This window comes from Porcipelethomonas ammoniilytica (assembly GCF_025567485.1).
Taxonomy (GTDB): Bacteria; Bacillota; Clostridia; order Oscillospirales; family Ruminococcaceae; genus Porcipelethomonas; species Porcipelethomonas ammoniilytica.
Genome location: NZ_JAOQKH010000007.1, coordinates 3,027 through 27,019 on the forward strand (window position 1 = coordinate 3,027; position 23,993 = coordinate 27,019).

Consider the following 23,993-nt stretch of genomic DNA (forward strand, 5'->3'; position numbering starts at 1 on the left):
AAATTCTAACGGGGTTTGGGGTCTCCCAAAGGATAAATTTTGTTCAGTCTCGCTGATTTTTTCAAAATTTGCCGAGTGTGTCCACACCGGCTTTGCTTGCTACCCAGACCTCCGGATTTGACTGCCGGCGTGCCGGTGAGTTAAATCCGAATTTTCAGCCCGTGTGCGGGCTGATTATTTCCCGGAGAAAGTGGGTTGCTGCAACTGTGCGGGTTTCTGCAAAAGTTACCGTTTCGTTTATCAGAAAAGGAGTGCGATTCAGACTTGGCGGTTTCTGCAGAAACTGCATGCCGATTTTGCCAGAAAAGGGTTAGAAACGGAAAAAAAGCGAGTGAGGTGAAATTCCGATTGCATTTCGATTTTTTTGCGGATTTTTTCTCAGTAAGTAATATTAAATTTTACCCTTGTGCGGATAAACCTCAATTTGATTTCCAATTATATACACCATTTTTTATTTTGTCAAGAGGGGTATTGAGAAAAAATACATGCAAAACCAAGTAAAAATTGCGGTAGTAAAATATAAAAAAAGACCGCAGTTTCCGTGCTTTGACAGAAATTGCAGTCTTACTGAAAATATGTCCAAAAAAATTTTTTTGACAAGGTAAAAAATAAAGAACCGAGATTAAAAATCCCGATTCTTTCAAAATAATGAAACATGTATATACTAAAATCAAATTAAAAAGTCTATCAGAATTCATATGAATTCTGATAGACTTAAATGAGCCGCTACTTAAATCATCAACTTCCATACAAACACAACGGAAAGATGATGATTTTAGCACTCTTGTATGGTGACCCGTACCAGAATCGAACTGGTGTTGCCGCCGTGAGAGGGCGGAGTCTTAACCGCTTGACCAACGGGCCATTGGTGCACCATCGGGGGCTCGAACCCAGGACCCACTGATTAAGAGTCAGTTGCTCTACCAACTGAGCTAATGGTGCATAGTAATTTTTCCACTTAAAAAGTATATCACACTTTTTTATAAATGTCAATAGTATTTTTTATTTTTTGACATATTTTTATCTAATGATCATATAAAGCAGTGCATTGCAAATAGCTGCTGCAACATTACTGCCGCCTTTTCTGCCTTTTGCTACAATATAAGGAATACTACCGTTCATAATAACTTCTTTGGATTGAACAACATTCACAAATCCAACCGGTACTCCGATAATAAGTTCAGGCTTGATAACATTCTGTTTAATAAGCTCATCAAGACGAATAAGTGCAGTAGGCGCATTTCCTACAGCATAAATAATAGGTTCTTTGATCGATGCCGCCTTATCAACAGACGCCGACGCTCTTGTAATTCCTTTTGCCTTAGCCGCTTCTGCTACATCAGCGTCTGCCATAAAACATTCGACCCGGCATTTAAGCTTTTTAAGTGCATTTTTATTGATACCGGATTTTGCCATATTAGTATCTGTTACTATTACTGCGCCTTTTTTTAGAATTTCAATTGCTTTTTCAACTGCATTCTCAGAAAAGCACAGATTATCCAGATAGTCAAAATCGGCAGTTGTGTGTATTACACGCTTTACAATTGGTTTTTCCATAGGCGGAATATATCTTCCGTTCAGTTCCTGTTCAATGATCTCAAAACTTCTTTTTTCAATATTCTCCGGTAAAATGTGTTCGATATTCAATATTCTATCCCCTTTCTAGCGTTTATTCCCTTTTCATAAGGGTGCTTTACCGCTTTAATACAACTCACATAATCTGCCTTTTCCATAAATTTTTCAACAGGATTTCTGCCGGTAATTATAAGCTCAAGACGTTCAGGTTTGTTAATTATAAAATTTTCTGCTGTTACTTTATCCATAAGACCGTAATTATACGCCGCATTAAATTCGTCCATTATCAGCATATCAATACTTTCCTGATTGGCAAGTACAATTGCATTCGCCAGCATTTTATTATGACAGCATATTATTTCCGTCTTATCTTTATCTGACATGGTATTGTAAAAACCGTAATTACGATCACAGCGTGCCACGGTAATTCCCTTGATATGCTTTAATATGTTAATTTCTCCGGTTTCACTTCCCTTTAAAAACTGTATAAAATGAACCTTCATTCCCTGTCCTGCGGCACGCAGTGCCAGACCGACAGCAGCAGTTGTTTTCCCTTTGCCGTCACCGCAGTAAATATGAATAAGTCCCATTACACGCCCTCCTCAATGATTTTATAAACAAAATCCATATCAATATTTTTTCTCACTTCATCTGCAAGAATATCATACTGTTGTTCTTTGTAAGCCTTTCGGTCAATACCTTTTCCAATATACTCCAATCCTTTGGCAGTGTAAAGACTGTGCACAATACTTTCTGCAATTCCGTTTTCATCAAATATGCCATGTACATAACAGCCGTAAATATTATCATGAGAATCTCCGCCGGTACTGCCGTCGGAAAACTCCAGCATACTGTTTTTTATACCGTACGACTCTCCCATATGAATTTCATACCCGCTAAATTGCTTACCGCTAAGTACAGAAAAAATACCGCTGATGTTTTTAAATTTCCCGCTGACACGAGTTCTTGTTTTTTCATTTCTAAAAACCGTTACTATATCCAGTAATCCCATACCTGCAATACTTCCGCCATTTTCTGTACAGTCGGGATCCTCAATTTTTTTACCCATTATCTGATAACCGCCGCATATCCCGAATGCAGGAATATTTTCTGAAACAAGTTTTTTTATTGACGTTTCCAATCCGCTTTCACGCAGCCATTTCATATCGGAAATCGTATTTTTAGTTCCGGGAATAATTATAAGATCCGGCTTTTTCAGTTCGCTTACTTTTGAAACATATCTTACTGAAACATCTTTAAACTGTCTGAATACATCAAAATCGGTAAAGTTTGAAATTTTCGGAAGCCTTATAACTGCAATATCTATAATTCCACTGTTTTCTGTTTGTTCAAGTTTTCCGGACAAACTATCTTCATCTTCCAAATCGCAATAAATATATGGTATCACTCCTGCCACAGGCTTACCGCCCATCTGTTCAAGCATATCAAGTCCGGGTTTTAAAATATTTTTGTCTCCCCTAAATTTATTTATCAACAATCCCTTTACCAAAGATTTTTCATCTTCCTCCAAAAGCATAAGAGTACCCAGAAGCTGTGCAAATACTCCTCCCCTGTCAATATCGCCTGCAAGAAGCACTGGAGAACCTACCATTTTTGCCACACCCATATTTACGATATCATCTTTTTTCAGATTGATTTCCGCAGGACTCCCCGCACCTTCAATTACAATTATATCATACTTTTCAGCCAATGTATTATAAGCGTTCATAATATCAGGAACTAACCGCTTCTTATATTTAAAATAATCTGCCGCTTTCATATTTCCAAGTACTTCTCCGTTTACTATGACCTGTGAACCTACATTATCAGTCGGTTTCAGCAATATCGGATTCATTAATACAGAAGGTTCTATTCCGGCAGCTTCAGCCTGAAAAACCTGTGCTCTGCCCATTTCAAGTCCCTCAGACGTTATATAGGAATTAAGCGCCATGTTCTGGGATTTAAAAGGAGCGCAGCTGAAACCGTCCTGTTTGAAAATACGGCAAAGCGCAGCTGCTATAATACTTTTTCCGACATTGGACATAGTCCCTTGAATCATTATTGATTTAGCCATTTTCCAAACACCTTTCCATAGCCGATATCAGATATTGGTTTTCCTTGCGGGTACGCACAGCAATACGGTAAAAGCCTCTTTCCAGACCTTCATAATTTTCACAGTTTCTGATTGCTATATCCTCACTTTTTAAAAGTCTGTCAAGCTTAATAATTTCAGATTTCAACATAATAAAATTTGCTTCTGACGGAAAAACTTTAAGGTTCATATTATTAAGACTATCAATCAGAAATTTTCTTTCAGCTGAAACAAATTCAGCTGTTTTTTTTATAAAATACGTATTTTGCAGTGCGGCAGAACCTGCAAGCTGTGCCGGAACAGAAACGCTCCAGGGCTGTCCTGAATTACGAACTTTTTCAATCAGCGTCTCATTTTCACTTAAAACATATCCCAAACGCAGTCCTGCCATGGCATAAATTTTTGTAAAAGCTTTCAGTATTATAACATGTTTACAGGACAAAAATTTCTTTGCCGATAAATCAGAACCGTTCAGTACGAAATCCATAAAGCATTCGTCAATCACTAATATAACATTATGTTTCTGACAGCCGTCAATAATTTTTAAAAGTATATTCATATCCGTTACATTCCCCACGGGATTATTGGGATTGCATAAAAAACAAATATCCTTATCTTTCAGCAAATCAGTGTCAAAATCTTTAATTACATACCCGTTTTCTTCTTTGAGGTAGCAATATTCTATACTGCACCTGCTGTCAAGCAGCGCTTTTTCATACTCAGAAAAAGACGGAGCAAAAAGCAAAGCCTTACATGGACTTACAGCGCTAACTATGCGGTAAATCAAATCCGCCGCACCGTTTCCGCAAAGAATATTTTTTTCCGGAATATTTTCAAAATCCGATATTGCTTTTATCACATCTGTACAGTTCGGATCAGGATAAAATGAAAACTTTTCTACATTTTCAGCAAGAATTTTTTTCACATTTTCCGGCATTCCCAGAGGATTTATATTTGCAGAAAAATCATATTTAATATTTATATTACCGCCATGCTGATATTTTTTCATAAAAAACACCCTGCTATTATAATTCTTAATATTACCGTTACTGCAAGCATCAAAACAGATGTACAGTACATCAGCCTGTTTGATTTTTTTATATCATCATTTTCAATCGGACGGTTATTATCTCCGATTGTTTTCTTTTTATAGAGCTTTCCGAAGTAGTAAGCGTCCCCTGCAAGACGAATATTCAATGCTCCGGCACATACCGATTCAGTTTGTGCAGAATTCGGACTTGCATGATTAAACCTGTCTCTTCGCCATATCTTATAAGCGTTTTTTCCGTCCAGTCCAAGAATAAATGAGGATACAATCATAAGCAATGCCGTAAATCTTGACGGTATAAAATTAAAAATATCATCAATTTTTGCGGGAATTTTTCCAAAATTTATATATCGTTCATTTTTATATCCGACCATAGAATCCATGGTATTAACCGCTTTATATAAGTATCCTAAAGGTACACCGAATGTCATATAAAACAGAGGTGCGGTTACGCCGTCAGAAGAATTTTCCGCAACAGTTTCAACCGCTGCTTTAATAATTCCCTTTTCGTCGAGATTCTGAGTATCTCTTCCCACAATCATAGAAACTGCTTTTCTTGCTTCCTTTATATCACGTTTTTGTAATGCACCGTATACCTTTATGCTTTCCTTTTCAAGGCATCTTGCCGCTAAAAGATAATATCCCAGTACACTCTCGACTGCAATCCCCACAAACAAATTTATTTTATAAGCTAAAAAAAGCAAGCAAAAAGGTACGATAAACGACAGCGTCGTTATTATCATAGCCATAACTGCTCCGGCTGTTTTTTCACTACTGAAAACCCTTCTTGTAATTTTCTCAACCGCCCCGATACATTTTCCGATAAGTCTTACAGGGTGAGGAAGCTTATACGGATCTCCTATTATAAAATCCAGCAAAAACGCCGTAATTAAAGGCATAATAAAATATAAATATTTCATTTTAACTCCGATATTATTTTCAATTGTCCGTTTTCAAACTCAGTAATATATCCGCATCCGTTTTTCACCTGATAAGAATAAAAACCGGATCTGGGAACTGCATATTTTTCCAGTACAGCCATTATTGTTCCGCCATGTACTATTAATGCAGCCGTACCCTGAAACGCTTTAACGATACTTTCAAATTCATTGCAGCACCGTGTTTTAAACTGCTCATGACTTTCACCTTGCGGAATTGCCATTGTTCCCATACTGTCAATCCATTTTTGATAATCGGAATCATTTTTCAGTTCATCGTAATTTTTTCCCTCAAAGATACCAAAATCACATTCACGAAAATCATTGCAAATTATGTATTTACTGTCCGGATAAATAATTTTTGCAGTCTCGACACATCTTTTCATAGGACTGACCAAAACAGTGTCTACGTCAGGATATAAACGATTTTTTATTTCTTCAATCCCCTTTTGAGACAGTGATTCGTCTGTTCTGCCGATATAGCGCTTTTCTTCATTGCCTTTTGTTTGCCCATGACGTATAAAAATTATTTTCATTTACTTTCGTCCTTTATTATTACAGGTATACCCACTGTTAATCTTACAACTTTTCTTGATTGTGACGCAATGTAGCAACAAATACGTCCGGTTTGTTCTCGCCAATCACGCTCAAATTGATCAACCGGTATAATTCCGTTTCCTATTTCATCAGTAATAATTACTGTATTTTCATCAAGAGAATCAACAATAATTTTGATTTCTTCAGTAGTTTTTCCGTCTTTCATCATTCTTCTGACCAGTATATGAAAGTTTTTGATACACAAATATTTATTTATTTCTTCAAAGTCAACTGTTTTTCCATCAGCTATACTGTTGTTATCAAATTTAAACACAGAAACTGCATAATTACTTTTCCCCTGATAAGCTCCGCCTGTTATAAGATACATTTTATTTTCCCCCATATCAATGGTATAATGACTGCTGCTGCAAGCATTGCAAGCTCACATATCTGCAAAAAATATCCTTCCAGATCGCCTGTTATTCCGCCAAAATTTTTATAAGCAAATCTCTTGTATGCAAAAAAAGTCAAAAATCCTACAACAATTACTGCTAAACCGTACACCGGACTTATAAACAAAATTACTAATGTACAAACAGCAAAAATCACTGAAAGTATTGCAATTACTGATTTCCTGTGAGACGCTTCAGTAAAAGAATAAAGAGTTCCATTACCTTTGGCATTTTTTAAAGTTACGGCTGCAAATCCGCTTAATGTCCTTGAAATTACGAATATCAGTCCGCAAATTACTGCCGTTTTCAAGGTTCTTACCTCACTGAATAATCCGGTCTGTACTAAAAAATATATAGCAGCATAGATTACTGCAAACGCTCCGGTATGAGGGTCGCTCATAATCTCAAGCCGTTTTTCTTTATTCCCGTATGACGATTTTGCATCAATTACATCACAAAATCCGTCCATGTGGATTCCTCCTGTAACGACTATCGGAATTGCCGTACTTACCGCTGAAAATAATACTGTGTTGATTCCCAGTTTATCTGAGATAAAATACCATAAAACCATCATCAATCCCGATACAGCGCCCACCAGCGGAAAAAATCCCAGAGCGTAACACCTGTTTTCTTCGCACCATTTTATTTTCGGTACGGGTATTCTGGAATACATAGCAAACGCAGATATAATTGAATTGAAAAACTTCATGTCAGATTTCCTTTCAAAATATATGGTATCCCGTATACTGATTCTATAATATTATCGGCACATTCAAAAATCCTTCGGTTAATTTCTCCTAATGCTTTCATGTATTCAATAGTTTCCTTTTCATACAAAATACCATCTGAGAATATCTCATTGGTAACTACTATCAGCTGAGAAACCATTTTATTTATTTTTTCAATACCTGAAATTATTTTATCAGCAGCAATGTTTTTATCCATCCTGCCCGAAAACATTTCATTAGCGCATAAATTTGACACACATTCCAGCAAAACTAAATCTTTCCGAGTAAAAGTAAGTTCATCTATATCGGTATATTTTTCAATAGTTTCAAAACCTTTTTCCGCTCTCATTTTACGATGCCGTTCAATTCTTTTCAGCGCTTCTTCACCAAAGGGCTGCATTGCCGCAATGTAATATTTTTTTCCGGTAAATTTAAATGCAATATTTTCAGCAAGTTCTGATTTACCGCTTCCGCTGCCTCCTGTTACGACCGTCAGCATTTTGTATAATCCTCATACTGATCCATCTGTAATTCATCGAACCTGTGTGCAGAATGATAAACAGATAAAGCTCCATCCAGCAAGGGAATCAGCATCGCTCCCCCCGTCCCCTCGCCAAGACACAGTTCACCGTCTAACATAGCCTTAAGTCCCATAGATTCAAGCATTTTTCTTCCGGCAGGTTCTTTTGAAACATGTGAACAAAGCATAAAATTTACAGTTTCAGGAACGATCATGCATGCAAGCTTTGCAGCAACAGCGGAAATAAAACCGTCTATAACTACAGGGATTCTGTAAACTGCTCCGCCTAAAAACAATCCGGTCATGCCGGCGATATCAAATCCGCCGATTTTTGAAATAAGCTCGACAGGTTTAGTTTTATCAGGATCGTTCAATTCAATTGCATGTTCAATTACATGTATTTTATGAGCCAGTCTTTCTTTATCCAAACCAGCGCCGCAACCTGTAACGTTTCTTACAGGTTCGTCCAGAATAACAGAAGCCAGCGCAGAAGACGTGGTTGTGTTTCCAATACCCATTTCTCCGGTGATTAATATATCATAGCCTTTTGCTTTAAGCTCTCTTACTATATCCATTCCGGCTGTAATTGCCTGCTCAGTCTGATTTAAGGTCATAGCGTTTCCGTAATATATATTTTTTGTACCATATGCAGTTTTCTTTATTATAATTCTTTCATCATCAACATCTGTTATCATACCCATATCTACAGCGATAACATCTATATTATAGGACTTTGAAACAAGATTTATATTCGCCCTGTCGTTTGCGATGCTTTCAGCAACTAACGCTGTAACGGAACTGTCTGATTGAGTAACGCCCTCGGCAACTACGCCGTTATCTGCGCACATTACCACCGTACAGCGTTTATCTATTTTAACTTCTGCATTACCTGTAATTCCTGCAATTTTAGTTACCGCTTTTTCAAGCAATCCCAGACTTTTAAGCGGTTTTGCAACACTGTTCCATTTACATTCTGATAATTCCATTGCCATATGATCAGGTTCAGAGATTTTACACAGTCTTTCCATATTTACTCCTATAGTCTAAACATTTTTTCAGAAATGATTCCGCCATTGAAGGTTTATTGTAAAAATAAAAATGAGGAAATCCGGCAATTATATTTTCCGTACTGTAACCGCACTTCCATTGCTTTCCATTTAATTTCCTTGCAGTAAAACAGTCTCCGCAGAAGCTGCTGTCCCAGTAATGAAATTCATGAGACCTGACAATTTCTCCCTTTTTACAAAGCAGATTGTCACGATCTGCTGTCAGTTCTGTATAACCGAATCTCTGTAATTTTGAGGTTTCAAAAGTAATGCCGTCTATTACTCCTGCCATTCTATACTCTTTTCCATTTTGAAATTTTACTGATTTATGAAGATACATATATCCTCCGCATTCGGCTATAATTGGTATTTTGCTGTTCGCTGCGGATCTGACGCTTTCAAGCATTTCCTTATTTTCAGAAAGCTTATCTGCATACAATTCCGGATATCCGCCGCCGAGTATCAGTCCGTCAATATTATCCGGAAGCTTACTATCTTCAAGAGGAGAAAAGAAAATTATTTCCCCTCCCATTTTTCTAAGTAAGTCTAAATTATCCTCATAATAAAAACAGAATGCTCTGTCATAAGCAACAGCAATCCTTGCATTTTTGCCGTCATTTAATTTTGGAATTTTAGGAATCTCATAGTTTACTATTTCTGCTTTTCCGGCAATTTCAATTATTTTATCTATCAGTACTGTTTTATTTATCTGATCCGAAAGCATCTTTAGTTTCTCATTAAGATTTTTAATTTCATCGGCAGTTATAAGCCCCAGATGACGGCTTCCTATATGAAAATCATTATTTTTAGGTATATATCCAAAATATTCCGTTCCCATTTGACTGCAAAGCTTTTTAATATCATCTTCTAGTGAAATCGGCATTCGGTTAAAAATAAAACCGACAACGTTATTCGGTTTTTTATAATTAAGATATCCGTTTATTACCGCTCCAACAGAACCACTCATTCCAGAACAATCAATAACAATTATAACTGGCGTTGCTGTATCATTTGAAACGTCATAAGCCGACGCTTTTCCGCCGTAACCGTCATAAAATCCCATGACGCCTTCAATAACTGAAATATCCGAATCATGGCTGTTAACGTCCAAAAGATAATTCATAGTATTTTTATCGGTAAAAAAACCGTCAAGATTTCTTGATTTTACTTTGATAATCTTACTATGAAACATAGGATCAATATAATCAGGACCGCATTTGAACGCCGACACTTTATATCCAGTTTCTTTAAGTACTTTTAACAGTCCGCATGTAACGGTGGTTTTTCCGCAGCCGCTGTGAGTACCGGCAATCATAATTCTGTTCATAAAATTGTCCCCTTTATTATAAATACCGGATTTTCACCGCACAGCATTGTATATTCGCTCACAGACTTTGTTCTTGTAATCGATACTTGTACAATTTCTGTTTCAGCGCCGCATATACGAAATCCTTCCAGCGACTTATTCAATGTTTCCAACGAAACAGCGGTAACAACTATCACAGCTTTTCTATTTTTTTTAAATACCATTTTGATAATCTGTTGTAATTCTCCACCGCTGCCGCCGATAAAAACACGATCCGGAACAGGAAGCTTTTCTATATTATCCATGGCGTTTCCGCTGATAATTTCTATATTGTCGCATTTAAAAATATGCTTGTTTTTATCCGTCAGACTCATGGCTTCGGGATTCCTTTCAACCGCGTACACTCTTCCGCTGCCGCACTGCAAAGCCATTTCAACAGATACGGAGCCTGTGCCGCTTCCAATATCCCAACAAACCGAATCATTTGATATACCCAACTTTGATATAATAACACTGCGTACTTCAGATTTAGTCATAGGCACATTTCCTCTGACGAACTCACGATCCGGTATTCCCGACCGCTTTAACGTTTCACAGTCTGAATTTACTACCGTCATCACAGACAGCAATGCGGTTTCTGTTTCAGTAAAATCCTCGGCAGTACCGCAAAGTATCCTCTCATTTTCATATCCCAGATTTTCACCGATATAAACTTCCGCACTATTCATGGAATATTCGCATAGGCGTCTGCAAGCCTGTGCCGCTGTAATTTTGCCTCCGAGAAGAAAAAAAGTTTTCTCATTTTCAGCCGCATGACGAACTATATTTGAATCCATTCCGTGCAGGCTTACAAATTTCATATTCTGCCAGCTTATACCGATTTTTGAACAAAAATAAACAACTGAAGAAATTCCGCAGACAATCTCATAATCCATATCAGAAATTTCAGGTAAAAGCCTTGCTGTACCGCTGAAAAATCCGCAGTCTCCAGACATAAGTACCGCAGCAGTCTCAAAATTTTCAGTATGCAGAAATTTTGAGATATTACTGCTGTTATATGTTGACAGTACAGGTTTTTTCAGATATTCAAAGCATTTAAGTATTCTTTCTGCTCCGATAAGAATATCAGCTGATTCAATAATTTTTTTTGCATACTCAGTCAGGGTTTCACTGCCGTTCATACCAATACCTACAACCATAACCTTCTTACTGTTCATCTTTTACCCTCATTAAAATTTTTTTGATTTCTTCTGCGGAGTAACCATATTCAATAGGTTTCCTGATAATCAGCGCTTTGCAGCCGCATAATTGCGCAGCCGTAATTTTATCAGAAAATCCTCCGTTTTTACCGCTTTCTTTAGTTATAACAATACGGATATTATTCCGTCTGATATGACTGCAATTTTGTTCAACTGTAAATGGTCCTATCTCGCTGATTATATTTTCTTTTTTAAATCCCATTTCAATACAGCTGTTAATAATCCGGCTGTCTGGCAGTACTCTTACAACGAGCCTTTCAGAAAAATTTCTGATTCCTGTATATTCTGCAAGATTTTTACTTCCGGTCGTTATAAGAATGTTACCCGACTCTTTTTCTGCATACTCTGCCGCACTGCCGATACTATCAAAATACTTTACATCATTATAATCAATTTTCTCACTGTCCCTAATTACACGAAAAAACTGTGTATTGGTATCTTTACACGCTTTTTTTATATTTTCGGTAGCTTTTTCTGCAAAAGGGTGCGTAGCATCTAGCACTGCTGAATATTTTTCTTTTTCAAGCATATTTACTATCTGACTGTAATCCTTCTTGCCTGTAATAATTTTCAGCGTATTGAAAGACGAAAGAAGTTCTTTTCCTAATCCGGTCGTTACGCATACCGCCGCAGGTATACGATTACTATGACAAAAATCCGCAAGCTCCCTGCCCTCAGTCGTTCCGCCGAAAATAAGTATTCTAAACATTTTTATAACCTCTGGGAGTAACCATTTTATTGTTTATAACCTTTGTATCGCTGTTGCCCACAAACACAGTGGTAAACATATCAGCATGAAAATCCCTAAGCTGCAAAAGGGTAAGAATACCGCTTTTCTGCCCGTTTCTGCCGATATTTTTTACATAACCGCATATAGTTTCACATGATTTAAATTTTAACATTATATCGCATGCTTTCCGCAAATAATCACTGCGTTTTTTTGACGAGGGATTATATATACAAATAACAAAATCAGCAGCAGCAGCACATTCAAGACGTTTTTTTATTTTTTCCCACGGCGTCAAAAGATCCGAAAGACTTATAACAGCAAAATCATGAGTAAGAGGCGCCCCAAGAACAGCCCCGCCGCTTAATGCCGCAGTAATACCCGGAACAATTGTAATTTCTGCATTCGGATAATCTGCCGAAAGTTCTAATGCAAGCCCTGCCATACCGTAAACTCCACTGTCGCCGCTGCATATTAAAGCCGTTTCAGTACCCTTCGACGCCCTTTCCAATGCATATTTGACACGGTCCGTTTCCTTTTTCATAGGAGTTGAATAAAATTCTTTATGTGGAAAATATTTCTCTAAAATATCCGTATAAGTTGTGTATCCTACAACAAGACCGCATCGTTCGATGACGCTGCATGCTTCCATTGTCATACTGTCGTAATTTCCGGGTCCGAAACCAACAATATATAACTTCATAATGTCTCCTTTGCAAAGTCTATAGTAATGTCCGTTTGAGCCGCACTGCATGTAATTCCGTCTCCTACAGTTTTAGGAACAATAATACCTCCCTTACTGCACAGTACGGCACTGCGTTCACACACATTATCAACTCCGGTTATATTTTTTACAAAATCAGAACCCGTAAAATTTCCCTCAGCATTCATCAGTTCATGTGCAGAATAAACAGATAATTCCAGTCTGTACTTTTTGCAAAAATCCAGTATACCCTTTTCATCTGATTTTAAATCAATAGTTGCAATACGACCGACTTTATACAAAGGAATTTGATTTTTTTCAAGAAAATTCAATAAAAAGCTTTCAATTTCCTCAGATGTCCTGCCTCTTTTACAGCCGATTCCCAGAACAATATTTTGAGGTATGAGATTCAAAGTGCTATTAAAAGGCTTTTTTTCTTTATCATCAGAAATGCATATACCGATTTCACAATTTAAATCTGTACATAATTCGTCAGGAATGTTCACCGTACTGTAATCGCTTGCAAATCCAATTTTTTTATTCTGCAAAACTGCCGCCGAAACAGCTTTGGCAATCTTCATATCGGAAATATAAAGACTATTTGCCTTAGCAAAACTGTCAACTGAAAATTTTCCTCCTGTATCGGTAGCAGTAGTAATAACCGCTTTTGCTCCTGTTTCATTTGAAATTATCTGCGAAATTCTGTTAGCTCCTCCCAAATGTCCTGACAATATGGGAATTACATATTTAAACTGTTCGTCCATAACGATTACCGCCGGATCGGAAATTTTTGATTTTATAAAAGGCGAAATCGTCCGTACTGCAATACCGCATGCGCATATAAAAATCAATATATCATATTCACTGAAAATTCTTTTCACAAGTATTGATATGGTTTCATAGCTTTCAGCACCGACAGATGCATATTTGCTGTAGCAGAATCTTTTGCATTTAAAGCCTTTTGCTTCAATTTTTTTATATAGTAACTCCGATTGCATTGTACCCTTTTCAGTCACAGATATTATTGCCGCCGTCATTTCTTTACCTTTCTGAATTCCGTTTCAAACTCTGAATCATAAAGCTTTGAAAGAGAATAATCATCTCCCAGAAATTCCCCTACTGTAATAAGCGCTGTCTTTTTTATGTTATTGTTCTCGGCTGTTTCCGCAAGAGTTTTTACAGTACACCGGCATACCTTTTCATCCTCCCAGCTTGCCTTATAAACAATAGCTGCCGGAGTTTCTTCGCTGTATCCTCCGAAAATAAGCTTTTGAGATAGTTCCGCCAGCATACCGGTACTTAAAAAAACAACCATTGTCGCTCCATGCTTTGCAAGTTCTGAAATATCCTCCTTCGGTGGTACGGGAGTTCTTCCTGCCATTCGTGTAATGATTACAGTCTGGGACACATCAGGTAGAGTATATTCAGCTTTAAGCGCCGCTGCGGCTCCGCAAAATGAACTTACCCCGGGACAAATTTCATAGGGTATTTCAAGAACTTTCAGTCTGTCCATCTGCTCCCGTATCGCTCCGTAAACGCTGGGATCTCCAGTATGAAGCCTTACAGTCATTTTTCCGTCCCTTTCCGCATTTTTCATAACTTCAATTACTTCGTCCAAATTCATATAAGCGCTGTTATAAATTTCGCAGTCCTTTCGGGCGAAGTCAAGAAGTTCAGGATTAACAAGTGAACCGGCATAAATTATAACGTCTGCTTCCGAAATCAATCTATGTCCTCTTAATGTAATCAAATCCGGACTTCCGCAGCCTGCTCCTACAAAATTAACCATTATATTCCTCCGCCATCCATTTGATAATACTATCAGCGCTTGATGTTTTTCCAAGTACTCCATACTTATTTGAAAACATTAATGCACCAATTTCTAACGTATTTTTCACCTTTGCATCAAGATAAAACTGTATCTTACCCATTAAAATTTCAATTGTCTTTTCAAGTAATCCTGCCGATTGCAAAATTCCTAAAGCGTCGTCTACCGTTATACATTCATAAATTTTTTTCAGCGTTTCAGTATCTGCACCGGCTAAAAGTCCGCATGTGATCAATACCTCCATTCTTCCGTCCGCATTTGAAGAATGAGTATTCATTATACCTGCTCCAAGCTTTACAAGCTTACCGGCATGTCCTGCAATAAGAACTCTTTTAAAGCCAAATTCCACTGCAAAGTCTATAGCCTCACCTATAAAATTACTGCACTTTACTGTTTTATCAAGCTCCGGCAAATACTCTTTCAGGAAAGTTCCGCTGTAATTTCCAATCGTGATCAAAAGATTTTTTCTGCCCTGAGCCTTTAACATACTTTCTTCAGTACGAATCGTTTCAATAACAGCTTTGTTACTCATAGGTTCAACTATTCCGCTTGTACCGATTATTGAAATGCCCCCTTCAATTCCCAGCCTGGGATTATAAGTTTTTGCAGCGATCATTTCACCTTCCGGTACAGATATAATTATCCTGAAACCGCCGTCATAACCATATTTTTCAGCAATTTCTATAACAGCATTCTCAATCATTCTTCTGGGTACTGTATTTATTGCCGCTTCGCCGATTTTTCTGTCAAGTCCGCTTTTAGTAATTCTCCCTACTCCTTTTCCGCCGTCAATAATTATTCCAGAAGGAATTTTTTCAACTCTTGCATACACAAGTATTCCGTTTGTAACATCAGGATCGTCGCCGCTGTCCTTTTTTATTGCACATTCTGCATAATCCGTTTCTATTTCAGAATTTTTAATATTAAGCTCAAGCAGTATACCCTTTGGAGTCATAAGACTTACTTTGTCAATTGTCATTCCTGTAAGAAGCATTTGTGCAGACGCCTTGGCAGCAGCGGCAGCACAAGAGCCTGTCGTATATCCGCATCTCAGTTTTTTAGTACCGCAGTAAATATATTCTTCAAGCATTATCATTTTCCTCAGAGGTTTTAATAATCATAAGTGAAAAGTATCCGTTTTCAGTTTCATCTATACCGTAATGTATTCTTTCATTTTCCAATCCACAGGATTCCACAATTATCGTATTGTCTGACATTCCGTATTTTTCAACCAGTTTTTTTACTCTATTCATATGCTTTCCGCTTTTCATTATAACCTTAGTACCATTTACTGACATCAAACTTTCAAGTTCATCAGTATAACCCGGAGCAACTACAAGTACTTCTTTGCGAGAAACAAGAGGTTTTTTCAGTCTCGCAGCCGCAGCGCAAAAGCTGGGGACTCCGGCGCAAACCTCCGTTTCAAATCCGTTTTTTTCAATAATATTCAAAATGTAAGAGCATGTGGAATAAATGGAAATATCACCGATATTCAGCATTGCCACATCATGTCCCTGACGCAGATATTCCATGATTGTCTCAGCAGATCTTTTATGATTCTCCTGTGTTTTCTCAATATCATGAGACATAAGAAATCTGACGGGAACAATAAGCTTGTCCGTCATGTCAACGGACTTCTGTGCAATTGAAAGTGCAAGCATGTTTTCATTTTTAGTCTGCGGAACAATTATAATACTGCACTTTTTTATAGTATTTACAGCTTTAACAGTTATCAGCTCCGGATCTCCCGGGCCAACGCTTACTCCGTAAAATTTTCCGTTCATAAAGTCTCCCTTTTTGGCTGTTCATTCAAATTTGTAAAATACTATTTTAATTCTATCATATTATTACATTTTTTTCAAGAACACTATTTACGCTTTATCATACAATAAATATTATCCGCAGACAAATTATAATAAACAAGCTGAAAAACATAATTTTTAAAAGGAGGCGATTAATTTGATACTTAATATTGTAGGAAGTGTTTTAAACAGTCTTTTTTTCTTTGCACTGCATATTGACAGCAAAAATGTTTTTCCGAAACCATTGTCAAAACAGGAAGAAGAAGAGTGTTTCAAAAAAATGCAGGAAGGCGATGAATCTGCCAGAAACAAACTTATAGAGCACAACTTAAGACTTGTGGCGCATATTATAAAAAAATATTATTCAAATTTAAAAGATCAGGACGAATTAATTTCTATCGGTACGATAGGATTAATTAAAGCTGTTTCAACTTTTGATTATCTTAAAGGTAACAGATTCGCTACATACGCAAGCAGATGTATTGAAAATGAAATATTAATGCACTTTCGTTCCCAGAAAAAAACTTTAGGAGACATATATATCGACGATCCGATCGACACTGACAAAGATGGAAATGCTCTAACATTAATGGATATAATGGGTGACGGAAAAGACATTGTTGAGCAGGTAGATTTATCAATCAGATCCGGACAATTATACGGCTTTCTTGAAAATACTCTTGATGATAGGGAATTTGAAATTATAAAGCATCGATACGGATTATACGGCTGTAATGCTCTTACTCAAAGAGAAGTAGCACAAAAACTTAATATTTCCCGTTCGTATGTATAGTATATAGCTTATTATAAATGAATGGCAATCGCAAAAAACACAAAAGCGACCATTCATTTTTTTATTTTATGCATAGGACAAGCACTTATTCGTATTGTGCATTATAATTTCAATGCAGACATACCACAATTGGGTTTGTTGAAAGTTTTAAAGGTTCAGTATGGAATTATACTGTTTCATAAAAAACTTCACAAAACGCCTTGCAGCTATGTGTATCACGATGGATAAAAATGAATGGCACTATAGAAGAAAGGAATGTATAAGTATGGCAAGTGCTGTTCAGTGGATTAAAATTACAACTGACATTTTTGATGATGAGAAAATGCTTCTCATTGATTCAATGTCGAATTCTGATGAAATCATCATCATTTGGTTTAAACTACTTTGCTTCGCCGGCAAGCAGAATAACAAAGGCGTTTTTATGATGAATAATATCCCCTACACTACAAAAATGCTCTCCACTATTTTTAGAAGGAATGAAAAAACAGTAATAAAGGCTCTGAAAATCTTTGAAGAATTTGGAATGATACAGTATATAAATGGAGCTATTACTATCACTAACTGGGGAAGGCACCAAAATCTTGATAAAATCGAAGCAAATAACGAATATATGCGCAATTATATGCGAGAGTACCGTAAAAAGCAAAAAGCTGTTGCCGTTGGTAAAAATGAGGATAAAGTTAACGGTAAACTTAATGGTAAAGTTAACATTAACTCGGCAGAAGAAGAAAAAGATATAGAATCAGAAAAGAGTAAAACAGAAGATTCTATTTCCGATGAAACATTAAGCAATCTGGACTATGAGTCTATCATAAACTCTTTTAATTCTATCTGTAAATCCCTGCCCAAAGTAATTAAGCTTACGGAAAAACGCAAAAAAGCTATTACAGAGGTCAATAAACTTTTAGGAGATATAACATTTGAGCAGTTATTTGAAAAGGTTGCCAATTCGGATTTTCTTTCGGGGCGAAAAGGGACTTGGTGTTCTACTTTTGATTGGATTGTAGCTCCAGCCAATACTCTCAAAATTATTGAGGGGAACTACGATGACCGAAAACAAAAATCAAAAGAGGATTACTCAGATTGTTCAAAATATGAGAATCTAACAATGGAGGTATAAGAATATGAATGAAATGGATTATATAAAATGCTTCGATTACTATCGGTACTGTGCAGGTTTAAAAAGACGTCAATTCAATTATTATCTCAATAGTCTTTCTGTTAACCCACAAAAGGGACAAGAACAAGCCTTTGATGCAATAATTGCTTTCACTGAAAACTACCTGTCAGAAAAGAAGCCTGACGGTCTATTATTAATTGGTGGTGTAGGCAGCGGTAAAACCTTTATGGTTTCCAGTGTTGTCAACAACATCATTGACAATATAAGCGAAGATGAAATTTTGCGGTTAGAATCGCCTAATGATCATGTTCTGAGAAATATGTCATTTGATTACAATTGGTTTATCCATTGTATAGACTATGCCTGCTTTATATCAGTAACGGAACTATTTGAAAAATTAAAAACGTCAATTGCTTCGCAAGAAACATGGTTTTATGATAAAATGATTCAGCATCTCAAAACAGTACAATTATTGGTTCTTGATGATTTGGGTGCTGAAAAGTCGAGCGAATGGACAAAATCAGTTCTATTTGAAATCATTGATTACAGATATAATGAATTACTGCCTATACTTGTTACAACAAACTGTCCTCCAAAGGAATTAAAAGAAAAAATAGGTGACAGAAACTTTGACCGTTTAAGAGAAATTTGTACATTGGTTTCTGTCACAGCTGAAAGTCAGAGAAAAACCTCTGTGCTGTAAGCGATTAATATATCTACCATTTATAATATTACAAAAGCCATTGATTTTTAATAGTCAATGGCTTTTTTCTATATGAAAGGACACACTTATCCGTGCCCTATGATAATATATAAGGTTTTTTCAAAAATTGGCTTAGTTTAGTGAAATTCCACATAATAAAGGGCAAAATTCATGCATAGATTCAGCAAAAGCAACAACTCAGCTTCTCAACCGTTGTTAACCGCGGGAAAGTATAAGCATTTTTAGGTGAGAACAAGTCATTATTCTAAACCCAAAAGAATGTTTACAGCTTTCTGGAGGTCTGGTTTGGTGCGATAAGCCATAATTACCTTTCGTTCTTGGTCGCTTAAATCCTCCGGTGATAATCTGACGTCAAGCAATTCACTGGGAGATACATTCAATGCCTTGCAAATATCCGCAAGTATATCCGCATCGGGACGGTTAATGCCCTGTTCCCAGTTGGAAACTCTGCTGTTGCTGACACCGATTTTCTGTGCTAGTTCCTTTTGACTGAAACCACGCATTTCCCGATACTTACGGATTCTTGCACCAATTTCATATTTCATCAAATCACCTCTACACTAATTATAACCCATGAATTCTGGTATGTCAACAAAGAAATCAAGATAATCTGTAGAATCTGCTTGACTTCACAGATATTCTGTGGTAAAATGGAATTATATCCAGAAATTCTGGAAAAGGAGTTTGTCTTATGAGAGTTTATGAAAACGTTCGTACGTATATTAAGAAAAATGGACTGAATCAGTCCAGCATTGCAAAGAAAGCAGGGATTTCCGCTAAGAATTTTGATGCGATTCTGAACGGAAAACAAACGCTATGCCTGGATGATTTAAGGGCAATTTGCTATGCGCTGAACGTTAGACCTGAAAAATTTATGTAGACTATGAAATAAGACAAGAGCGAAAGGTGAAAATTATGGTACTTGAATTTTTGAAGTATGCGTACTTCAATATTACAAAGGGTGATGATATGAACGATATTCTAAGCAAATGTGCAAACAAAGCGTATATGGATTTATGCAGAACAATCAAATTTAAAACAGTTGACGGAAATATCAAAGCAGAGTACAAGGCAAAAATTTGTGATATGCTCGTCAATGAATATAATGCTTTATGTAATGCTGTCAATGCTTGTTCCTCTGAAAATGAAGAGCAAGAAATTTTCGATAATGAGCACAACCGAATCTGCGAAGAAATCATCAAAACATATTCTGAAATCAGCGATTTTACATACGGTCAGGCGCAGAAGTGGCTGAATATGATGCTGAAATATGTCCTCTTAATTGAGGAAGATTCTGTTCTGAAAAGTTATCTGCATATTCCAGTTGACAGTTATATTATGCAGGCTGTAGGTTCAAATAATCCTAAACTAAAATATTGCTTGAAATTGGAGTGCGTTCCCAAAAAGAGCGGTACTGTGGGTAAATACAGCGAAAGCACTTCAAAGCCTTGGAGTAAGTGGAACTATGAGGAATATATTGCTTTCCAAGATTCCATAAGAACTGCAATTGCCGAGAGTGATTATAATTCTCCAATTGAATGGGAAAATGAGGCTTGGATTGAAGTTGCAGAATACAGAAAATAATAAGGAGAAGTGCTTTATGGAATCTATCGTAAAAATGGTCTACAAAATGGATTTAAATATACTGAAAATATCCTGCAATGGAAAAGCCTTTGACGTTTCTCGTATCAAAGATATTCCTATTGAGCAATGGGTCTTTCCGTTTTGTTCAAAAGGTGTAAAATGGAACGGTCTTTATGAAGAATTAAAGGCATTCACAGAAAGCAATGATTTTACGCTTCATTTTGACAGTGACGATACTTCTTTTGAAATTGTAAAATATGCTTTGTCGGAAACTCCAGCTAAACTTATCGGCACAAACAATATCATTACTATTCTTTATAATGAAAATCCGTTTACGACCAGAATCACAGTCAATGGAAATGTGTTCAATACCGCTCGCATTCAGAATCGTTCTATTGACGAATGGATAAACCCAATTCAAATCAGAGATTTGCAATGGAACGGTATTTTTGAGGAGATTACTGAATTTATTGGAACTGATGTCTATAAAATATATTTTGTTGGCAAGCAGGAATTTATGAAACTGCTTATTGATAAATGCCAAAAAAATGTTGACGTATTCTACCGTGACCCTAAAATTGCAGAAAAAGTCAACAAGGTCAAACAACCAGTAAAATCTACACCAAATACTGCTTTATCTGCCCTTCCAAAAGTAAACACAGAAAATATTTCACTTTCAGTAAAGAAAACTGCCGAGAAGCTGAAAAATACTGCTGCTGAATCAGATTCTACAGAAAATCTGAACAACATTCCAATTAAAAATGATTTTATTAGAAAAAACATTATGTCCTTTTGTGCGGTCATATCAATTATTATGACTTTTCTGCCCTTTGCAAGTTTCAGTGCAAAAGCAGGAGATGTTACGGGAAATAAAATCAGCGTAAGCGGATTTGAAACGCTGTTTGGTGTAAATGAAATCAAAGTCGGCTCTAATAGTTCTATTTTTGGATTGATTCTGTTTCTCGTTCCAATAATTATAATTGTTATGAACTACATAAAACCTTTGAAACCGTTTAAAAAGTATATTGCAGTCGGCGCACCTGCCCTTGGAATTATCGGAGAATTTATTACATTTTTTGATTTAAGAGGAGCATTCAAGACTTTTATACAAGATGAGGGTGCAAAGTTAAGTTCATCTCTCGGAATAGGATTTTTCCTTATTTTAGCGTCTTATATTCTGACTGCTGTTGTAGGTCTTATGATGTATCATGGTATGGAACTGCCGAAAAAGAAAAAGAATAGGAAGTGATTTGCTATGATATGTCCAAATTGCAGTACGAATCTTGATGATAATGCAACGGAATGTTTCTTGTGCGGCTGTCATATTGAGGAACAGACTATTTCTGATGATGGGCAAAATTACAGTGTGAATACTTGTCCGGTATGTGGTTCTGAAATCGGCGAGCAGGAAAGTGTTTGTCCTATATGCGGTTCGCCTATTGAAAAAATAACGCAAACTGAAAATAATCAGGAAGAATATAATACAGAAAATATTGAAAAATCTGAACCGCAAAACAGATCCAACAAAAATTTGATTATAATTATTATTTCTGTAATTGCAGTAGTAATAATTGGCATACTGGTATTTTTACTTTTAGGTAAGGAAGATACAAAAGACAGTCAAAGTGAGGTATCTCAAGCAGAAGTTACAACTACTTTGGTTACAGAATCTACAACAGAAACTACCACAACTTCCGCCACTACAGAAACAACGACTACAGTAACTACGGAAATTACAACAACCGCCGAGTCATATGCAGATGTAAGCAGTTATATCGGATTCTGGCACAAAGAAAGTGTTGGCTACGACAGAGAGCTGACAATTTCGAGCGTAAAAAGAAATAATATTATCTTTTCGCTGTGGTACTATCGGACAGATTCAATTGAAGATATTCCCGCTGCACTTGAAAATAATACTGCATATTTTGACACGGGAGATGTTCAGGGATATCTTACATTTGAAGATGATATTATCACTGTTGCAATCACAAATTCTTCCCGTCCATATATGACTACTGAGGTTATGACCTTTGATGGACGTCATGACCATTCGTGGGAATATGAGGGATTCGATACCGCCGCTGATTTTGAACCGTACGTCATTGAGGTTACTAACCCGAAATTAAGTATCTATGATTCGCCGAGCTATAATGCAAATATTGTTGGAGAAATTACGGATAAATCAAGATATACAATTGTTGAGGAATACATTGAGCCGGGACAAACCTCAATCGGATACATCTGGGGAAAGCTGAAATCTGGATTAGGCTGGATAAATATGTATGATGCAACAATAGTTGATGATTCATTTTATGGGGAAGAAACACCAAATGTCTGGTGTCCGAACTGCGGTTATGGATTCTTTACAACTGGGGTTGGAACAGAAGGATTTAATTGCCCTGCCTGCGGTCATAATTGGTTGCCATAACATAATCATAATAAAAGAAAGCATCTCTTTCCGTTTATAATTTTTAATACCGTAAAAACAGCCGTAATCTTAAAAAATTACGGCTGAAATTATAAAAGAAACAGTTGACTTCTTTTCGTTTATATCTTATAATATATACAACATTATATTTTGCGAGGTGTTTTCGATGATTTACGGTTATGCGAGATGTTCCACCAATGAAAAAATGCAGGACATAAACAGACAAGTCAGAGAGCTGAAACAGCAAGGGGCAACCGATACTACGATTTATCTAGAATACGAAAGCGGTATGAAAACAAATCGGGCAGAACTGCAAAAACTGCTTGATATAGTTCAGTCAGGAGATACCATTCTTGCAACAGAGGTCAGCAGAATTACCCGAAGCACAAAACAGCTTTGCGATATTATTGAACTTGCTAAAAATAAGCACATCAAATTGGTACTTGGTACTTTCGTTGTGGATTGCAGTAAGGAGCTTGACCCAATGACCGAGGGTATGCTAAAAATGATGGGCGTATTCAGCGAACTGGAACGCAATATCATTAGTCAGAGAGTAAAAAGCGGTATGGAAAATGCAAAAGCCAAAGGCAAAACCATCGGCAGACCGCCTACAACAGCCGAGGACATTCCGAGTATCTTTTATAAGCATTATCCGAAATATAAAAAGGGTGAGATAAATAAAAAGGAGTTTTCAAGGCTTTGTGATTTGTCCTATCCGACGATTTATAAGTATTTGGAGATTGTGGAGAAATAACCTTACATTAAGTATAAACTAAAAAGGAG

At 36.7% G+C, this 23,993-nt stretch carries 27 protein-coding genes and 2 tRNA genes; 8 read left to right on the plus strand and 21 right to left on the minus strand.

All coding sequences use genetic code 11. From position 1 onward, the window contains the following. Positions 1-789 precede the first annotated feature (789 nt). The 20 genes from OCV67_RS07135 to cobI form a co-directional block, all read right to left on the minus strand. Positions 790-864 (minus strand) — tRNA-Glu (locus OCV67_RS07135). A 2-nt stretch (positions 865-866) separates the two neighbouring features. Then, positions 867-942, minus strand: a tRNA-Lys gene (locus tag OCV67_RS07140). A gap of 78 nt (positions 943-1,020) precedes the next feature. After that, complete coding sequence (locus OCV67_RS07145) at positions 1,021-1,647, minus strand: precorrin-8X methylmutase (protein ID WP_147643300.1); 627 nt, start codon at positions 1,645-1,647, stop codon at positions 1,021-1,023. Continuing rightward, positions 1,644-2,165, minus strand: coding sequence for a cob(I)yrinic acid a,c-diamide adenosyltransferase (locus tag OCV67_RS07150; RefSeq protein WP_147643301.1), 522 nt, complete (start codon positions 2,163-2,165; stop codon positions 1,644-1,646). Before OCV67_RS07150 ends, OCV67_RS07145 begins: the two co-directional genes overlap by 4 nt. After that, a complete protein-coding gene (locus OCV67_RS07155) occupies positions 2,165-3,649 on the minus strand; it encodes a cobyric acid synthase (protein WP_147643302.1) in 1,485 nt (494 codons plus the stop codon). Before OCV67_RS07155 ends, OCV67_RS07150 begins: the two co-directional genes overlap by 1 nt. Continuing rightward, positions 3,642-4,676, minus strand: coding sequence for a pyridoxal phosphate-dependent aminotransferase (locus OCV67_RS07160; RefSeq protein ID WP_147643303.1), 1,035 nt, complete (start codon positions 4,674-4,676; stop codon positions 3,642-3,644). Before OCV67_RS07160 ends, OCV67_RS07155 begins: the two co-directional genes overlap by 8 nt. After that, the gene (gene cbiB, locus OCV67_RS07165; protein ID WP_147643304.1) at positions 4,673-5,635 is read right to left on the minus strand and encodes an adenosylcobinamide-phosphate synthase CbiB; all 963 of its coding nucleotides are present in this window, start codon (positions 5,633-5,635) and stop codon (positions 4,673-4,675) included. Before cbiB ends, OCV67_RS07160 begins: the two co-directional genes overlap by 4 nt. Continuing rightward, a complete protein-coding gene (locus tag OCV67_RS07170; RefSeq protein ID WP_147643305.1) occupies positions 5,632-6,189 on the minus strand; it encodes a histidine phosphatase family protein in 558 nt (185 codons plus the stop codon). Before OCV67_RS07170 ends, cbiB begins: the two co-directional genes overlap by 4 nt. Beyond that, a complete protein-coding gene (locus tag OCV67_RS07175; protein ID WP_178085038.1) occupies positions 6,186-6,578 on the minus strand; it encodes a bifunctional adenosylcobinamide kinase/adenosylcobinamide-phosphate guanylyltransferase in 393 nt (130 codons plus the stop codon). Before OCV67_RS07175 ends, OCV67_RS07170 begins: the two co-directional genes overlap by 4 nt. Continuing rightward, positions 6,566-7,351, minus strand: coding sequence for an adenosylcobinamide-GDP ribazoletransferase (locus tag OCV67_RS07180; protein WP_147643307.1), 786 nt, complete (start codon positions 7,349-7,351; stop codon positions 6,566-6,568). Before OCV67_RS07180 ends, OCV67_RS07175 begins: the two co-directional genes overlap by 13 nt. Beyond that, positions 7,348-7,869, minus strand: coding sequence for a bifunctional adenosylcobinamide kinase/adenosylcobinamide-phosphate guanylyltransferase (locus OCV67_RS07185; RefSeq protein ID WP_147643308.1), 522 nt, complete (start codon positions 7,867-7,869; stop codon positions 7,348-7,350). The genes OCV67_RS07180 and OCV67_RS07185 overlap by 4 nt, the downstream gene beginning before the upstream one ends. Beyond that, a complete protein-coding gene (cobT, locus tag OCV67_RS07190; protein WP_147643309.1) occupies positions 7,863-8,918 on the minus strand; it encodes a nicotinate-nucleotide--dimethylbenzimidazole phosphoribosyltransferase in 1,056 nt (351 codons plus the stop codon). Before cobT ends, OCV67_RS07185 begins: the two co-directional genes overlap by 7 nt. After that, complete coding sequence (locus tag OCV67_RS07195; RefSeq protein ID WP_147643310.1) at positions 8,902-10,263, minus strand: cobyrinate a,c-diamide synthase; 1,362 nt, start codon at positions 10,261-10,263, stop codon at positions 8,902-8,904. Before OCV67_RS07195 ends, cobT begins: the two co-directional genes overlap by 17 nt. Further along, positions 10,260-11,459, minus strand: coding sequence for a precorrin-6y C5,15-methyltransferase (decarboxylating) subunit CbiE (gene cbiE, locus OCV67_RS07200; protein ID WP_147643311.1), 1,200 nt, complete (start codon positions 11,457-11,459; stop codon positions 10,260-10,262). Before cbiE ends, OCV67_RS07195 begins: the two co-directional genes overlap by 4 nt. Further along, positions 11,449-12,210 (minus strand): precorrin-6A reductase, encoded by a 762-nt coding sequence (cobK, locus tag OCV67_RS07205; protein ID WP_147643312.1) that lies wholly within the window; start codon positions 12,208-12,210, stop codon positions 11,449-11,451. The genes cbiE and cobK overlap by 11 nt, the downstream gene beginning before the upstream one ends. Further along, positions 12,203-12,934, minus strand: coding sequence for a precorrin-3B C(17)-methyltransferase (gene cobJ / locus OCV67_RS07210; protein WP_147643400.1), 732 nt, complete (start codon positions 12,932-12,934; stop codon positions 12,203-12,205). Before cobJ ends, cobK begins: the two co-directional genes overlap by 8 nt. Continuing rightward, positions 12,928-13,968: a cobalt-precorrin 5A hydrolase gene (locus OCV67_RS07215; protein WP_147643313.1), complete on the minus strand. Its 1,041-nt coding sequence runs from the start codon at positions 13,966-13,968 to the stop codon at positions 12,928-12,930. Before OCV67_RS07215 ends, cobJ begins: the two co-directional genes overlap by 7 nt. Beyond that, complete coding sequence (gene cobM, locus OCV67_RS07220; RefSeq protein ID WP_147643314.1) at positions 13,965-14,720, minus strand: precorrin-4 C(11)-methyltransferase; 756 nt, start codon at positions 14,718-14,720, stop codon at positions 13,965-13,967. Before cobM ends, OCV67_RS07215 begins: the two co-directional genes overlap by 4 nt. Then, positions 14,713-15,849, minus strand: a complete 1,137-nt coding sequence (gene cbiD, locus OCV67_RS07225) for a cobalt-precorrin-5B (C(1))-methyltransferase CbiD (RefSeq protein WP_147643315.1) — start codon at positions 15,847-15,849, stop codon at positions 14,713-14,715. Before cbiD ends, cobM begins: the two co-directional genes overlap by 8 nt. Continuing rightward, complete coding sequence (cobI, locus tag OCV67_RS07230) at positions 15,842-16,543, minus strand: precorrin-2 C(20)-methyltransferase (protein ID WP_147643316.1); 702 nt, start codon at positions 16,541-16,543, stop codon at positions 15,842-15,844. The genes cbiD and cobI overlap by 8 nt, the downstream gene beginning before the upstream one ends. Before the next feature lie 175 nt (positions 16,544-16,718). Between cobI and sigK the strand changes: the two genes are divergently transcribed. The 3 genes from sigK to OCV67_RS07245 all read left to right on the plus strand — a co-directional run bounded on the left by sigK (position 16,719) and on the right by OCV67_RS07245 (position 19,177). Then, on the plus strand, positions 16,719-17,354 hold the full coding sequence (gene sigK, locus OCV67_RS07235) for an RNA polymerase sporulation sigma factor SigK (protein WP_178085040.1): 636 nt from the start codon (positions 16,719-16,721) through the stop codon (positions 17,352-17,354). Positions 17,355-17,619: 265 nt separating this feature from the next. Beyond that, positions 17,620-18,474, plus strand: coding sequence for a phage replisome organizer N-terminal domain-containing protein (locus tag OCV67_RS07240; RefSeq protein WP_262644411.1), 855 nt, complete (start codon positions 17,620-17,622; stop codon positions 18,472-18,474). A gap of 4 nt (positions 18,475-18,478) precedes the next feature. Further along, positions 18,479-19,177 carry an ATP-binding protein gene (locus OCV67_RS07245; RefSeq protein ID WP_147643318.1) on the plus strand — a complete coding sequence of 233 codons (699 nt, stop codon included), beginning with the start codon at positions 18,479-18,481 and terminating at the stop codon, positions 19,175-19,177. Positions 19,178-19,437: 260 nt separating this feature from the next. On the opposite strand, the gene OCV67_RS07250 is transcribed toward OCV67_RS07245, so the two are convergent. Next, positions 19,438-19,743 (minus strand): helix-turn-helix domain-containing protein, encoded by a 306-nt coding sequence (locus OCV67_RS07250; RefSeq protein WP_147643319.1) that lies wholly within the window; start codon positions 19,741-19,743, stop codon positions 19,438-19,440. Positions 19,744-19,889: 146 nt separating this feature from the next. Here OCV67_RS07250 and OCV67_RS07255 point away from each other — a divergent pair, with 146 nt between their 5' ends. The 5 genes from OCV67_RS07255 (at position 19,890) to OCV67_RS07275 (ending at position 23,964) form a co-directional block, all read left to right on the plus strand. Then, entirely contained in the window at positions 19,890-20,078 is a 189-nt protein-coding gene (locus tag OCV67_RS07255) for a helix-turn-helix domain-containing protein (RefSeq protein WP_147643320.1), read from the plus strand. Between the two features lie 35 nt (positions 20,079-20,113). Continuing rightward, positions 20,114-20,782 carry a hypothetical protein gene (locus OCV67_RS07260; RefSeq protein WP_147643321.1) on the plus strand — a complete coding sequence of 223 codons (669 nt, stop codon included), beginning with the start codon at positions 20,114-20,116 and terminating at the stop codon, positions 20,780-20,782. 16 nt (positions 20,783-20,798) lie between these two features. Continuing rightward, complete coding sequence (locus tag OCV67_RS07265) at positions 20,799-22,031, plus strand: hypothetical protein (protein WP_147643322.1); 1,233 nt, start codon at positions 20,799-20,801, stop codon at positions 22,029-22,031. Between the two features lie 6 nt (positions 22,032-22,037). Next, positions 22,038-23,210 (plus strand): zinc ribbon domain-containing protein, encoded by a 1,173-nt coding sequence (locus tag OCV67_RS07270; RefSeq protein ID WP_147643323.1) that lies wholly within the window; start codon positions 22,038-22,040, stop codon positions 23,208-23,210. 166 nt (positions 23,211-23,376) lie between these two features. Next, a complete protein-coding gene (locus OCV67_RS07275; protein ID WP_147643324.1) occupies positions 23,377-23,964 on the plus strand; it encodes a recombinase family protein in 588 nt (195 codons plus the stop codon). Positions 23,965-23,993: the final 29 nt, after the last annotated feature.

What these genes read in the sequence shown, in the direction of transcription:
- cbiD (WP_147643315.1), bottom strand. Translation starts at nt 15,849, where the DNA reads ATGCTTGAAGAATATATTTACTGCGGTACTAAAAAACTGAGATGCGGA.
- OCV67_RS07275 (WP_147643324.1), top strand. Translation starts at nt 23,377, where the DNA reads ATGATTTACGGTTATGCGAGATGTTCCACCAATGAAAAAATGCAGGAC.
- OCV67_RS07265 (WP_147643322.1), top strand. Translation starts at nt 20,799, where the DNA reads ATGGAATCTATCGTAAAAATGGTCTACAAAATGGATTTAAATATACTG.
- OCV67_RS07250 (WP_147643319.1), bottom strand. Translation starts at nt 19,743, where the DNA reads ATGAAATATGAAATTGGTGCAAGAATCCGTAAGTATCGGGAAATGCGT.
- cobM (WP_147643314.1), bottom strand. Translation starts at nt 14,720, where the DNA reads ATGGTTAATTTTGTAGGAGCAGGCTGCGGAAGTCCGGATTTGATTACA.
- OCV67_RS07195 (WP_147643310.1), bottom strand. Translation starts at nt 10,263, where the DNA reads ATGAACAGAATTATGATTGCCGGTACTCACAGCGGCTGCGGAAAAACC.
- OCV67_RS07255 (WP_147643320.1), top strand. Translation starts at nt 19,890, where the DNA reads ATGAGAGTTTATGAAAACGTTCGTACGTATATTAAGAAAAATGGACTG.
- OCV67_RS07180 (WP_147643307.1), bottom strand. Translation starts at nt 7,351, where the DNA reads ATGAAGTTTTTCAATTCAATTATATCTGCGTTTGCTATGTATTCCAGA.
- cobK (WP_147643312.1), bottom strand. Translation starts at nt 12,210, where the DNA reads ATGTTTAGAATACTTATTTTCGGCGGAACGACTGAGGGCAGGGAGCTT.
- cbiB (WP_147643304.1), bottom strand. Translation starts at nt 5,635, where the DNA reads ATGAAATATTTATATTTTATTATGCCTTTAATTACGGCGTTTTTGCTG.
- OCV67_RS07215 (WP_147643313.1), bottom strand. Translation starts at nt 13,968, where the DNA reads ATGACGGCGGCAATAATATCTGTGACTGAAAAGGGTACAATGCAATCG.
- OCV67_RS07260 (WP_147643321.1), top strand. Translation starts at nt 20,114, where the DNA reads ATGGTACTTGAATTTTTGAAGTATGCGTACTTCAATATTACAAAGGGT.
- OCV67_RS07185 (WP_147643308.1), bottom strand. Translation starts at nt 7,869, where the DNA reads ATGCTGACGGTCGTAACAGGAGGCAGCGGAAGCGGTAAATCAGAACTT.
- OCV67_RS07240 (WP_262644411.1), top strand. Translation starts at nt 17,620, where the DNA reads ATGGCAAGTGCTGTTCAGTGGATTAAAATTACAACTGACATTTTTGAT.
- OCV67_RS07155 (WP_147643302.1), bottom strand. Translation starts at nt 3,649, where the DNA reads ATGGCTAAATCAATAATGATTCAAGGGACTATGTCCAATGTCGGAAAA.
- OCV67_RS07150 (WP_147643301.1), bottom strand. Translation starts at nt 2,165, where the DNA reads ATGGGACTTATTCATATTTACTGCGGTGACGGCAAAGGGAAAACAACT.
- OCV67_RS07160 (WP_147643303.1), bottom strand. Translation starts at nt 4,676, where the DNA reads ATGAAAAAATATCAGCATGGCGGTAATATAAATATTAAATATGATTTT.
- cobI (WP_147643316.1), bottom strand. Translation starts at nt 16,543, where the DNA reads ATGAACGGAAAATTTTACGGAGTAAGCGTTGGCCCGGGAGATCCGGAG.
- OCV67_RS07270 (WP_147643323.1), top strand. Translation starts at nt 22,038, where the DNA reads ATGATATGTCCAAATTGCAGTACGAATCTTGATGATAATGCAACGGAA.
- cbiE (WP_147643311.1), bottom strand. Translation starts at nt 11,459, where the DNA reads ATGAACAGTAAGAAGGTTATGGTTGTAGGTATTGGTATGAACGGCAGT.
- cobT (WP_147643309.1), bottom strand. Translation starts at nt 8,918, where the DNA reads ATGGAAAGACTGTGTAAAATCTCTGAACCTGATCATATGGCAATGGAA.
- OCV67_RS07245 (WP_147643318.1), top strand. Translation starts at nt 18,479, where the DNA reads ATGAATGAAATGGATTATATAAAATGCTTCGATTACTATCGGTACTGT.
- OCV67_RS07170 (WP_147643305.1), bottom strand. Translation starts at nt 6,189, where the DNA reads ATGAAAATAATTTTTATACGTCATGGGCAAACAAAAGGCAATGAAGAA.
- OCV67_RS07175 (WP_178085038.1), bottom strand. Translation starts at nt 6,578, where the DNA reads ATGTATCTTATAACAGGCGGAGCTTATCAGGGGAAAAGTAATTATGCA.